At 72.7% G+C, this 12,759-nt stretch carries 10 protein-coding genes; 5 read left to right on the top strand and 5 right to left on the bottom strand.

Annotated elements, in window-relative coordinates:
• Nucleotides 1–166 precede the first annotated feature (166 nt).
• Nucleotides 167–2,086, top strand: coding sequence for a glycosyltransferase family 39 protein (locus E0504_RS28490; protein ID WP_243657662.1), 1,920 nt, complete (start codon nucleotides 167–169; stop codon nucleotides 2,084–2,086).
• Between the two features lie 55 nt (nucleotides 2,087–2,141).
• Here E0504_RS28490 and E0504_RS28485 read toward each other — a convergent pair whose 3' ends face one another.
• Both E0504_RS28485 and E0504_RS28480 read right to left on the bottom strand, forming a co-directional pair.
• Complete coding sequence (locus E0504_RS28485; protein WP_112105244.1) at nucleotides 2,142–2,843, bottom strand: hypothetical protein; 702 nt, start codon at nucleotides 2,841–2,843, stop codon at nucleotides 2,142–2,144.
• 234 nt (nucleotides 2,844–3,077) lie between these two features.
• A complete protein-coding gene (locus tag E0504_RS28480) occupies nucleotides 3,078–3,479 on the bottom strand; it encodes an SCO5389 family protein (RefSeq protein ID WP_020464637.1) in 402 nt (133 codons plus the stop codon).
• A 203-nt stretch (nucleotides 3,480–3,682) separates the two neighbouring features.
• Between E0504_RS28480 and E0504_RS28475 the strand changes: the two genes are divergently transcribed.
• Entirely contained in the window at nucleotides 3,683–4,210 is a 528-nt protein-coding gene (locus E0504_RS28475; RefSeq protein ID WP_112105248.1) for a Fur family transcriptional regulator, read from the top strand.
• Between the two features lie 211 nt (nucleotides 4,211–4,421).
• Here the strand turns inward: E0504_RS28475 and E0504_RS28470 are convergent, their stop codons facing one another.
• The 3 genes from E0504_RS28470 to E0504_RS28460 form a co-directional block, all read right to left on the bottom strand.
• Complete coding sequence (locus E0504_RS28470) at nucleotides 4,422–5,381, bottom strand: hypothetical protein (RefSeq protein ID WP_020464639.1); 960 nt, start codon at nucleotides 5,379–5,381, stop codon at nucleotides 4,422–4,424.
• Between the two features lie 332 nt (nucleotides 5,382–5,713).
• Nucleotides 5,714–7,009 carry a CapA family protein gene (locus tag E0504_RS28465; protein ID WP_112105243.1) on the bottom strand — a complete coding sequence of 432 codons (1,296 nt, stop codon included), beginning with the start codon at nucleotides 7,007–7,009 and terminating at the stop codon, nucleotides 5,714–5,716.
• 456 nt (nucleotides 7,010–7,465) lie between these two features.
• Nucleotides 7,466–8,413, bottom strand: a complete 948-nt coding sequence (locus E0504_RS28460) for an LLM class F420-dependent oxidoreductase (RefSeq protein ID WP_112105247.1) — start codon at nucleotides 8,411–8,413, stop codon at nucleotides 7,466–7,468.
• Nucleotides 8,414–8,635: 222 nt separating this feature from the next.
• Here E0504_RS28460 and E0504_RS28455 point away from each other — a divergent pair, with 222 nt between their 5' ends.
• From E0504_RS28455 to E0504_RS28445, 3 genes are all read left to right on the top strand, one after another.
• On the top strand, nucleotides 8,636–9,715 hold the full coding sequence (locus E0504_RS28455) for a thiamine pyrophosphate-dependent enzyme (protein ID WP_071064963.1): 1,080 nt from the start codon (nucleotides 8,636–8,638) through the stop codon (nucleotides 9,713–9,715).
• Between the two features lie 140 nt (nucleotides 9,716–9,855).
• Nucleotides 9,856–10,893, top strand: coding sequence for an alpha-ketoacid dehydrogenase subunit beta (locus E0504_RS28450; protein ID WP_200835197.1), 1,038 nt, complete (start codon nucleotides 9,856–9,858; stop codon nucleotides 10,891–10,893).
• A gap of 11 nt (nucleotides 10,894–10,904) precedes the next feature.
• Nucleotides 10,905–12,662 (top strand): dihydrolipoamide acetyltransferase family protein, encoded by a 1,758-nt coding sequence (locus E0504_RS28445; protein ID WP_131626122.1) that lies wholly within the window; start codon nucleotides 10,905–10,907, stop codon nucleotides 12,660–12,662.
• Nucleotides 12,663–12,759: the final 97 nt, after the last annotated feature.

Below are 12,759 nucleotides of genomic sequence, written 5' to 3'. Positions count from 1 at the left end.
CCCGCCGCTCCGGGGCGGCGGCGTGACCCGCGGCGACGGAGCGGTTCAGGCCGACCCGGCGGTCCAGGCCAGCGGGGCGGTCCAGGCCGTCGCGGTGATCAGCGGCGGCGTGGCGGGGCCTGCGCCGGACACACGTGAAACAACCGGGTCGCGAGGCGCGGTGGACATGCTGGCGGTGGTCGTAGTCAGCCTGCTGGCGGTCGCGGTCCAGGCGGTGCTGTGGGAACGCTTCCGCCAGCCGCTCTGGTACGACGAGCTGTGGCGCCCGCACTTCGTCGCCGAGCCGCCGGGGACCTTCTGGTCGGAGCTGTCAGTGGCGAACACGCCGTCCGCGATCGGCTCGATGGGTCTGCTCCGGGTGTGCGGCGACGTGTTCGGGTGGCATGCCTGGGCCCTGCGGCTACCCTCCGCCGTTCCCCTCGTCGCGCTCGCCGCGGGCACCTGGCTCCTGGCCCGCCGGCTGACCGGACGCACAGCGGCGTTCACGGCGGCGCTGACGGTCACGCTCGGCGGCACCGTCGTGGACCTCGCGTCCCAGGTCAAGCCGTACACCCTCGACGCGACCTGCGCGCTGGCCGTGGTCATGCTCTGGATGCGCGCCGCTTCCACCACCCGCGCGCTGCTGTGGAGCCGGTTCGCCGTCGGCGTCCTCGCACTGTTCTCCCTGCCCGCGGTCTTCCTCATCGTCCCGCTGACCGTCGTGGACGTCGCCCGGCCGCTGCCCGGCCCCTATGGCTGGGCTGGCCGCCGCACGGCTGCTCGCAGGGCCTTCCGTCCGACCGTTCGCGCGGCCTTCCGTCCGACCGTTCGCGCGGCCGTTCGCGCCGCGCTGTGCGACGCCCCCGCCGCCGTGATCGCGGGGCTGCACGCGGCGCTGTTCGTGTTGCACCAGTCCGGCCAGCGGGCGAGCACGTTCTGGGACGACCACTTCCTGGCCGGGCGCGGACTGCCCGACGGGATCCGTTTCATCGCCGACCAGCTCGCGGCGACCGCGGCCGGCGCGCCCCCGGGCATCGACCGCTATGACCCGAACCTGGTTCACCCGCTGACCGACTCGTCCGACCCGGCAGTGATCGTGCTTGGCTGTGCCGTCGCGATCACGTTCCTGGCCGGAGTGGTCACGCTCGCCCGACGCCCGGATGGCCGGGTGCTGCTGGTCGCGACCGGCGGCGCCGAGCTGATGGTGCTGGCGGCGAGCGCCGGGCGGTACTGGCCGTTCGGCGCCGTGCGGACGAACGTCTTCCTCGTCCCGCTGCTCACCGTGGTCGCGGCCGCCGGAGCCGCCGCGCTGGCCCGCACAGCCCGCGTCGCGTGGGCGGGAGCCGGGGTCGCCGGCCGCCCCGGGGACGGTCCTTCCGGTGGCGATCCCGCCGGCGGTCGCGCGGCCGGCGGTCGCGCGGCCGGCTGGCGGCGCACGGCGGCGGGCCTGCTGGCAGCGGTGACGGCGGTGACCGTCCTCGCCGCAGCCGCGGTGCCCGCCGCCGCGGTCAGCGCCCTGCACCCACTGTGGGAGGAACGCGGCGACCGCCGTCCGATCGACCTGATGGTGGACGCGACCGTCACCGCCCGCCGGCTCCACCGGCCCGGCGACCTGGTCGTCGTAGGCGGCCGGCTCGCCCGCGCGGGTTGGCTGTACGGGATGGAGGTAAGCCAGGACGGCGCCTCCGACGACCGGACACCCGGCCAGGACGCAGCCGGTCAAAGTACGGCCGGCCAGGACGCACCCGCCGCGAACACAGCCGGGCAGGGCCCGACCCGTCAGGATGCGCCCGGTCAGGAACGTCCCGGCGGGCCGGGCGCGGATGTGGTGACCGGGCCGGTGGGACCACGGGTGCCGCGCTCCTCGACCGTGTTCCTGACCGCGATCGGAGATGGCGGCGTCGGGCGGGCACTCACCCGGCGCGCCCCGGGCCCGGAGGGGCGGGTGCTGCTGTTCGTCCTCGCCTACGACCGCCGGGGCACGGGCCACGCGCTCGACGAGGCACGGGCCGTGGGCTGGTGCCCCGCCTGGACACACGACTTCGAGCTCACCGGCACGCTGCGCGTCCTCACCCCGTGCGGGCACCGAGCCGACAACGCAGGCTGAGCACACCCACCGAGCCCCGACCCGCCCGGCCGGGCGGGTCCGCACGGCGGAGGTCTCACCCGGACGCGCTCGTGTCCTCCGGATCGCCGCTGCCGTCCGTCCCACCCGTGGCGTCTGTGTCGCCGGTACCGCCCGTGCCATCGGTGGCTGCCGACCCACCCGTGCCTCCCGAGCCGTCGGTGGCGGCCGGTGGGGTCGGCCCGGCATGGGCCATGGGAAGGCCGACGCGGGTGGCCAGCGCGTCCCAGTCGCGGTCGCCGTCGGCCAGCGCCGCCCGGACCTGTGCCTGTAGCTGCGCGGCGGGGATCTGCGTGCCGTCGAAGAGCTGGGCGCAGGTGCGCGCGGCAGCCTCGTAGTGCCCGGCGCCGCTGGTGAAGAGCCGCTGCGCCTCCTGGTCCGGCCCGGGTGTGAGCCCGCCCGCCTGCTGTCCCTCCGCCGCCAGTTGGATGCACAGTGGACGCAGTGAGGCGCCGTCCTGGGCGTCGAGGAAGGCGCGCGCGGACGCGACGCTGGTGGCGATACTGCCGCGCATCCCCTGGGTGGACGTGTACCAGGAGGCCAGCGGGCCCTGATCGACTTCTACTCCCACCGGCGTCGTCGCCGTGGAGCCCTCGTCGAAGCCCGATCCGGCGGTCAGGACGCACCCGACGACCAGCACGACCGCGCCGAGCACCGCGGCACCTGTCGCCGCCGGGGTCAGGGGCGGCTCGGCGATCCGCCACGACTCCCCCCGCAGCCAGGCCGGACGTCCTGCCACCCACCACCCCCGGATTGCCCGCCACCGTATTACCGCGAGCAAAGGGTACGGGACGGACATTCCGCCGCCTCAAATGACCTCAGTGCTGGTCACCGGGCCGACCTGAGGGCAACCGACAGCAGCGAGGGCACAACGCGACAAGACGGCCGGGCCGGCCGGGTGAGTTCCCGGGGCGGGCGCCCGTGAGGGGCCCCGGGGCGGGGCGAACGCCCGCGCCTGGCTTGGGAATGTGGCCTAGCAGTCGACGAATTCGGGCTGCTGATTGAGTACCTGTGCCCGCGGTGAGACGAACGCCTGGTACTGCGCGCGCCCGACGGCCTCGGGGGCGAAGGCCGCGACCCGGTGGCAGTTCTGGAACGCCAGCGCGACACCGAAGTGCCGTTCGAGCGCCGACCGGATGGACGTGCTGGCCATCGCACGCAGCAGCTGCCCGCGCGCGGCCTCGTCCGGCGGGGGCACCTGGTTGTCGGCGAAATCCCGGCCCGCGGGGCCGGCGTCGGGCAGGGCCGTGACCAGCTCCTCGACCAGCCGGTAGGCGTACGGGAGCGAGGTGCGCACGCACGCGACGAAGTCCTCGTCGGTCATCCGGCCTTCGCCCGCGGCCTCGACCAGCTCGGGCGTGACGGTCAGTGACATCTGGAACCTCCAGGGAAGTACACGGATTGGCGACAGTCGGCGCCTACTACGTCACACACCGTCGCACGAAATGAAAACCGATGTCAACACCGTTCCCATGACGAGAACTGAGGAGATCGCGCGCCCTCCAGACAGGCCGGGTAGATGAGAGAGTGGATGTCGTGGCGAGTGTGGAAGGCGAGCGGGTGAGCTCCCCGCGCGGCATGTCAGCGGCCTCCGACCGGGCGGCAGGCGGCGCAGGCGCTGGCTCCGGTGACCGCCCGAACGGAGCGGTGTCCCGCCCGGGTCGCGGCCGCGGCACCTCCGTCCGGGCCACCCGGCAGGGCGACGCGGTCTCCTCCGCGCTCGCGGCGACGAACGCCTTCACCAGCGCGCAGGACCTGCACGCCCGGCTACGCCAGGAGGGCCAGTCCGTCGGTCTGACGACCGTCTACCGTCACCTGCAGGTGCTGGCCGACCGCGGCGAGGTGGACGTCCTGCGCCGGGATGACGGCGAGACCGTGTACCGGCGGTGCACCACGGACGGTCACCACCACCATCTCGTGTGCCGCCACTGCGGCCACACGGTGGAGATCGCCGGCCCCGAGATCGAGGCCTGGACGTCCTCCGTGGCCAGCGCGGAGGGCTTCACCGACGTCGTACACACCGTCGAGATCTACGGAACGTGCGCCCGGTGCGCCGCCTCACGCAACAGCGGCAACAGCCCCGGCCGCCCCCGCGACGGCGGCTGAGCGAAACGCGCGGAAACGAACGCGCGGAAACGACTGAACGAACGCCTGCGAAAGCGGTTGGAGAAATGTAAAACGGCCGGGACAGCCAAGCCGTCCCGGCCGCTGGCCGGTGCCGCCGTTCTACGTACGTCACAGGTCCCGCCGCCCGGCGATGTGTGGCGACTGGATGAGTCCTGGCTGTCGCTCAACCGCCGCAGTTACTCGGCACCGTTCAGTGGCAGACGCTGCCCTCGTGGCCGAACCCGGGCCGGGAGAGGTCGATGTCGAGCGCGTTGCCCCGACCGCTGATCGGCTTCAGGTCAATGACGCATTCGCGGCCGGTCGCGGTGTCCGTGACGGTGATGCGCTGCGCGCCGGCGTACAGCGCGCCGCTGCTCCAGTTCGCCGCCCCCGAGCTCGTGAAGACGGCGAAGGACGAGATCGGGTACCCGGTCGACGAACGGGCGTCACCGCCGAAGATGAGGAACTTCACCCGGTCACGGGCCGGTGTCTGCCCACCGTCGGTGAGCCGGCCGCCGACCTGCGCCGTACCCGGATCATTGAGCGTCGTCAGTTTGATGCGGCCGACGTGCGCGGAGTACGTCCAGCCGTTGGCGCGATGGTCGAAGACGTCGATGTAGAAACGCGAGTGGACGAACTCTGCGTCCCGGTCGACCTGCGGGTAGAACTCGAACGAAAGCCCGGCCGTGCGGCGGCCCCAACCGGTGTTCAGCGTGCCGCCCTTGACCAGGTCAGGCTGGCTGTCGCCCATGAAGTACCCGTTGGGGAAGACAAGCCCCTTGCCCGTGGCGAAACGCGTGTACGTCGCGTAGCTGCCCCGTTCCTGGCAGGCGTTGACGAAGGTGTCGCCGGTACCGGTGGTCCGGTTGTAGTTCTGGCACGGCAGGTAGGGCTGCTGCGTCGAGCCGAGAACCAGGTCGACGCCGATGGCCCCGGAGATGGGCACCGGGCCGCCGTTCTGGTCCGTGAGGCCCTCGAACGGGACGGCCGCCCCGTTGCCCCGGGTGGAGTCGCCGGCGTACTGGGTGGTGTCGGCGGCCCACGCGGGCGACGGCCCCCCGACCACCACCAGTCCGCTCCCGGCGAGAAAGACGAAGGCGACGAGTATCTTGCGGCCGACGCCGGCGGCCAGTCCGCGGCGGCTCGACCTCTTGCGCAGGGTACGCGACACGACACTCCCGGATCGACAAAGGGTTGGACGGAGCACCAAGGACAGGCGTCGATTTCGCGACGCGTCTTCTCGACAGAAGACCGGCGTCACGCGTCACCAAAAGAAGGAAAGGACGGGAAGGAATTTCCGAGGCACCGCGATGTGGCGATGGGAGCACCACTCGTGCCGGCTTTTGTCACGGCTTCCTGCGAGCCAAGGTACAGCAGGTTGAAGCCCCCGGCGGCGAACGCCGGGGGACAATTACCTGAACGGGCGGACGGGCATCCGTCGACACCTGCCCGGGAGTGCCGTTTACCGGGGGGCGGTACCGGTGACCGACCCGGGGGTGCCGTCTACCAGGGGGCCGTGCCGGAGAGGTCCGTGCAGTCGCGCAGGCTGTTCCAGCCGGTCAGGGCCTGGCTGGCGGCGGCGCCCGTCAGCGGGCGCGGGACCCCGTCGACGATCCGGCCGGGTACCCAGTTGGCCGTGGTGACCGCCCGGCCCTGGAAGGTCAGTTCGAGCACGCCGGTCTCGGTGTTCGGGCCGCCGCCCGAAGCGTAGAAGACGAAGTTGCCCAGGCCGTAGCCGACGTACACGCCGTCGTGGTTCCACCCGGCGCCCTGCAGGACATGCGCGTGCCCACCGACCAGCGCGTCCGCGCCCGCGGCGACCAGCGGCGCGACCAGGCCGGTCTGCGTGTCGCTCGGGCAGGCCTCGCGCTCGACCCCCCAGTGCAGGTAGACGATCACGGTGTCCATGGTCGGCCGCACCTCGCGGATCGCCGCGGCCAGCCGCTCGACCTTCTTCGCCGAGGCGAGCCCGGGTTTGCCGGGCCCGGCGGTCCACGCGGAGACCAGCTCGTCGTCGAGAACCTGCGTCGCACCGAAGATCGCTATTCGCTGGCCGTTCACGGTGGTCACGTAGGGGGTGTAGGCCGCCGAGTCGTCCGCGCCGATACCGACGGTCGGAAAATCGGCCTCTCGGGCGCTGCGCAGCGAGTCCGCGAGACCTTCGACCCCGTAGTCCATTCCGTGGTTGTTCGCCATGTTCACCACGTCGATACCGGCGGCGCGCATGGCGGTGAATGCGGCGGGCGGTGCACGGAATACGAACTCCTTGGTGGCCGGCGTGCCGCCGGTCGTGACAGCGGTCTCCAGATTGACAATGGCCAGGTCCGCCGCGGACAGGGTCTGTGCCATGGGCCCCACCGCGGTCTTGGGATCAGCCGCCAGCTGCTGCCCGGGCGCGCCTTCGAAATGGACGTCCCCACCAAAGGCGATGCGGACCGGGTTTCCGGTCGGCCGCCGGGGGCCGTTACCCACCGCCCCCTGCCCGGCGGGGGCCGACGATTCGGCGGGCGGAGACGCCTGGGGTGACTGGGATGCGCCTTGCTGGGATGCGGGCTGGCCGTCCCGGCCCTGCCCGGTGCCGCCGAGCGCGGTGAGATTCCCCGAAGGGTCGTCACCGCCGCCCATCAGGCCGAACGTGGCCAGGCCGACGCACACGGCGACCGCGAGGACAGTGCCTCCGGCGACCGCGGCGCCCCAGCTTTCCCGGAATCCGCCGGATCGGCGCGCGGGGCCCGACCGGCGGCCGTGCCGGCGCCTGGAGGTCGGCCCCTGCCGGCCGTCTCCGTCATCCCCGAGCATTCACCCGACCCCCGCCCGCGATAATCATCGAACGAAAGTAACCCTACCGGGAATCTCCGCGACGGCACATCGCCGCTGCGCCGCACGGAACCCACCGATACATACCGGACGCACTCCGGAACCGGGAACGGCGCGAAACACGCGCGCCGCCCCGGAGCGATCGGAAATTCGGCACCAACCGTAATATCGCCGTCCGCGCCACCCCGAGGCAACGAGTCGTATTTGCGACACGGAGCGCGCAGGACCGGGACGGCAGTGGATCCGGCCGGGGGCCGTCCGAGATTGCGACCCACCGAAAAATGTCGCTTACCAGACTAAATACTCAATCAGGTTGAAAAGTGTCGTATCCACGACGGCTGGCCCGAGCACGGCGGGCGACGGCCGCCTCCGAGCGTGCGGGAACCAGCGTGCGGGAACCAGCGTGCGGTAACCTCGGAACGACCCCGGGCAACGGCCTCAGAGCGACAGCAGCGCCGGGGCCAGCTCGCGCCACTGCCGGCGCGGCAGCCCCCTGCGATCGAAGTCCAGGACCTGCACGGCCACCTGGTCCGCGCCCGCGTCCAGGTGCTCCTTGACCCTGCCGAGCAGGACGTCGGCGTCCCCCCACGGAACAATCGTGTCGACCAGCAGGTCGGACCCGGTGCCGGCGAGATCGTCATCGGTGAGGCCGTACCGGCGCAGGTTGTTCGTGTAGTTCGGCAGCCGCAGGTAGGACCCCGTGTGCCGGCGGGCCAGCTCCCGCGCCTCGCTCGCGTCCCGGTGCAGGACGAACGCCTGCTCGGGTATCAGCAGCTTCCCCGGCCCGAGCGCCGCGCGGGCGTCGGCGGTGTGCTCCGGCGGCACGAAGTAGGTGTGCGCGCCGTCCGCGCGCTCGCCTGCCAGGCTGAGCATCTTCGGCCCCAGCGCGGCCAGCACCCGCGGCTGGACTCCCTCCGGCGGGACCGCCCGGTACTGCTCGGCGGCCATCCGGTCCATCTCGTCCAGGTAGGCCCGCATCTGGCCCAGGGGCTTCGCGTAGGTCGCGCCGCGGATGCGCATCAGCTCCGCGTGCGAGACGCCGAGCCCGAGCAGGAATCTCCCCGGGTACGCCTCCGCGAGCGCGAGCTGGCCGGCGGCCATGGTCAGGGGATTGCGCGCGAGGATCTGCGCGATCCCGGTCGCGATCGTCATCCGGGACGTCGCCGCGAGCATCAGGCCGGCGGTGACCAGCACCTCGCGGCCCTTGACCTCGCCTGTCCACAGGGTGGAGTAGCCGAGCTCGTCGAGCTCGGACACCGCCTCGCGCACCGTGGCAGCGTTGGAGAAGTCGAACTGCCCGCTCCAGATGCCGACCTTGCCGAGAATCGCCCCGGCCGGCGGGCGTTCGCCGGGCGGCTCCGAACCCCGCGGGCTCCCGGCGGTCATGGGCGTGCCGGGATGGCCCGCCGAGCTGCTGGCTGCGTCGCTCACTGGGTCGCTCACGGGGTCACCGTATCGGGGGCACCCGACCGCCACCCGCCGCGGCGGGCGTCGCCTGTCGGGGTCCCACCCGGCCCGGCGAACATCGTCCGCCGGGATCTCACCAGGCGCGACGAACATCGCGTTGTCGGGTTGCCGCGGCCGGGACGAGGACTATCGTTTGCCCGTGTGACGGAGCTCGTGCAGCTGCTCACCCCCGACGGCCGCCGCATCGCCTCGGACTCCGGGCAGGAGACCGACTACCAGGCATTCGTGGCCGACGTAACCGACGACGACCTGCTCGGCCTGCTGCGGGACATGATCATCGTCCGGCGTCTCGACGACGAGGGAACAGCGCTGCAGCGCCAGGGTGAGCTGTGCCTGTGGGCCAGCCTGCGCGGCCAGGAGGCGGCGCAGGTCGGCTCCGGTCGCGCGCTCGGCCCATCCGACATGGCCTTCCCCTCCTACCGGGAACACGGTGTGGCCTGGTGTCGGGAGGTCGATCCGCTGCACGTCTTCGGCCTGTTCCGGGGGACGTCGCTCGGCGGTTGGGACCCGGCCGAACACGGGTTCGCTCTCTACGCGATCGTCGTCGGGTCGCAGACCCTGCACGCCGCCGGCTACGCCATGGGCATCACCCGGGACGGCGGCGACGGCGCCGCGATCTCCTACTTCGGGGACGGCGCGTCCAGCGAGGGCGACGTGAGCGAGGCCTTCGGCTGGGCCAGCGTCTTCTCCGCGCCGCTGGTGTTCTTCTGCCAGAACAACCAGTGGGCGATCTCCGAGCCGTACCGGCGGCAGAGCCGGGTGCCGGTCTACCAGCGGGCGCGCGGCTTCGGCTTCCCCAGCGTGCGAGTGGACGGCAACGACGTCCTCGCGACCCTCGCCGTGACCCGGTGGGCGCTGCGGCAGGCCCGATCGGGGGGCGGCCCCGTCCTGGTCGAGGCGCTGACGTACCGGATCAATCCGCACACCACCGCCGACGACCCGTCGCGTTACCGCCCGGCGGACGAGGTGTCCAGCTGGCGGATGCGCGACCCGATCGAGCGGCTGACGATCCATCTGCGGGCCCGCGGCGCGCTGACCGACGAGCGGGAGGCCGGCCTGGCCGCTGAGGCGAACGCCGTGGCGGCGGACCTGCGCGCCCGCTGCCTCGCGCTCCCCGACCCGCCCGAGGCCGCACTGTTCGACCACGTCCAGGTGACGGAGAACAATCTGGTTGCCGCCGAGCGCGCCGCGTTCACGGAACTACGGGGAGCATTGCCTTGACGACCAGCGATACGGCCACGGGGGCGGCGACCGGCCCGATCGGCTCTATCGACGCCATCGACCCGGGTCCGGTCGATCCGGACTCCATCGGTCCGGACTCGATCACTCCGGGCTCGATCGCTCCGGACTCTGTCGGTTCCGTGGGCCCGGCGACGGACGGGGAGCCGCCGGCGAGCCCCCGCCAGACCCTGACCCTGGCGAAGGCGCTGAACACGGGCCTGCTCTCGGCCATGGCCGCCGACCCGAAGGTCGTGATCATGGGCGAGGACGTCGGCAAGCTCGGCGGCGTCTTCCGTATCACCGACGGCCTGCAGGCCCGGTTCGGCGAGGACCGCGTCATCGACACCCCACTCGCCGAGTCGGCCATCGTCGGTACCGCCATCGGCCTGGCCATGCGCGGGTTCCGCCCGGTCTGCGAGATCCAGTTCGACGGCTTCGTCTACCCGGCGTTCGACCAGATCGTCAGCCAGCTCGCCAAGCTGCACTACCGCTCGGCCGGACGGATCCGGCTGCCGGTCACGATCCGCATCCCCTACGGCGGCGGGATCGGAGCGGTCGAGCACCACAGCGAGTCACCCGAGGCGTACTTCTGCCACACCGCCGGGCTGCGGGTCGTCACCTGCTCCAGCCCTGCCGACGCGCACCTCATGATCCAGCAGGCGGTGGCCTCGGACGACCCGGTGATCTTCCTGGAGCCCAAGCGCCGTTACTGGGAGAAGGGCGAGGTCGACACCACCCCACTCGCCAGCATGCCGGGGCAGGAGCAGCTCGCGCTGCACACCGCGCGGGTGGTGCGGCCCGGGGCCGACGCCACCCTGGTCGCCTACGGCCCGATGGTCCGCACCTGCCTGGACGCCGCCCAGGTGGCCACCGAGGACGACGACCGCTCGCTCGAGGTGATCGACCTGCGCTCGCTCTCGCCGCTCGACCTCGACCCGGTCGTCGAGTCGGTGCGCCGCACGGGACGTCTCGTGGTGGTGCACGAGGCTCCGTCGAACGTCTCGCTGTCCTCGGAGATCGCGGCCCGGGTCACCGAGCAGGCGTTCTACCACCTGGAGTCGCCGGTGCTGCGGGTCACCGGGTTCGACACCCCGTACCCCCCGGCCCGGCTGGAAGACCACTACCTCCCCGACGTCGACCGGATCCTCGACGCCGTCGACCGATCGTTCGGCTACTGAGGAGATCTCCGGTGACCCATCGACAGTTCCGCCTCCCCGATCTCGGCGAGGGGCTGACCGAGGCGGAGATCGTCCGGTGGCTGGTGGAGGTCGGCGAGACCGTGACGGTCAACCAGCCGCTGGTCGAGGTGGAAACGGCCAAGGCGGTCGTCGAGATCCCGTCCCCGTTCGCGGGTGTGCTCGTCGAACGGCACGGCGAGGCCGGCACCGAGCTCGCCGTGGGCGCGCCGCTGCTGACCATCGACGAGCCGGGCGACGAGCCCGCGACCGGCCCGACGACCGGGTCAGTCACCGGAGCTACCGAAGCCACCGGCCAGGAGACCATGCCGGGGGACGCCACTCGCAACGGCGCGGCATCCCTGCCCGTGTCCCGGACCGGAGAGGCCGCGGACGTCCCAGGGGGGCCCGGCACGGCCGACCTGTCACCGATGGCCGCCGGGCGCACCCCGATGCTGGTGGGGTACGGCCCGCGCAGCGACTCCGGCCCGCGCCGGCGGCGGCGCCCCCGCAACCCGGACGGCCCCCTGCCCGGCTCGACGACGCCCGCGGCGACCATCGCCGCCCCCGCGCCCGCTCCCGGCACAGCGCCCACTGCCAGCTCGGCGCCCGGGGCCATGGCACCCGTCGTGTCGTCGGTGCCGGCCTCGGCGCCAGCCGTATCCCCGGCGTCGGCCGCGGCCGGTGCGCCGGACCGATCAGCCGTAGTGCCGATCGGGGCGGCCCCGCGGCATGGGCGCGTCGCGGCGAAGCCACCCGTCCGCAAGCTCGCGCGTGATCTGGGTGTGGACCTCTCCACGCTCGCGGGCACCGGTCCCGCGGGCACCATCAGCCGCGCCGACGTCGAAACCGCGGCGCGTCAGGCCACGCCCCCCGAGCCCGCGCCCGTCCCCACCACCGCCACTCCGACGACCCGCACTGGGCCGGTCCGTGTCCCTGGCGTTGTCCCTTCGTCCAACGGAATCGACGGCCCGCGCCAGCCGGAACTGAACGGACACGCGGAGACCATGCGGCGGGTGCCCGGAGCCATCCCGCCCGACGCCGGATTCAACGACACCGACCGGATCTGGCGGATCCCCGTCACGGGCGTGCGGCGCACCATGGCACGGGCGATGGTGGCCAGCGTGTTCTCGGCCCCGCACGCCACCGAGTTCCTCAGCGTGGACGTCACCGAGACGATGGCGGCCCGCGAGCGGATCGCCGCCCTGCCGGACTTCGCCGGCATCCGGGTCACGCCGCTGCTGCTCGTGGCGAAGGCGCTCCTCACCGCCGTCCGGCGCCACCCAATGATCAACTCGACCTGGGTGGGCGACACGTCCGGGGAGAACGCCGAGATCCAGGTGCACGAGCGGATCAACCTCGGCATCGCCGTGGCCGGGCCGCGTGGCCTGGTCGTCCCGAACATCCCGGACGCCGGATCGCGCGGCCTGGTCGACCTCGCCCGCAGCCTGCACTCCCTCACCGAGGCCGCGCGCGCCGACCGGCTGCGCCCGGCCGACCTCTCCGGCGGGACCATCACCATCACCAACGTCGGAGTTCTCGGGGTGGACACCGGGGCACCGGTCCTCAATCCCGGTGAGGCCGCGATCCTCGCCCTCGGCGCGATCCGCCCGGCTCCCTGGGTGCACGAAGGCGAGCTGGCGGTACGGACGGTGGCCCACCTCGCGCTGTCCTTCGACCACCGCGTCGTGGACGGCGAGCTCGGCTCGGCGGTCCTGGCCGACGTCGCGGCCGTCCTCGCCGACCCCGTCATCGCGCTCGCCTGGAGCTGACCCGTGGGGCGGCCGGCGACCCGGAAAGCCCGCCTACAGCGGAGGATCCGGGCGAACCGGGCCGCGCCAGCCACCCCACAGCCCGGTTACACGACGC

This window comes from Parafrankia sp. BMG5.11 (genome assembly GCF_004337455.1).
Note: the sequence above shows the minus strand (reverse complement) of the source record. Positions and strands in the feature narration are given on the sequence as shown.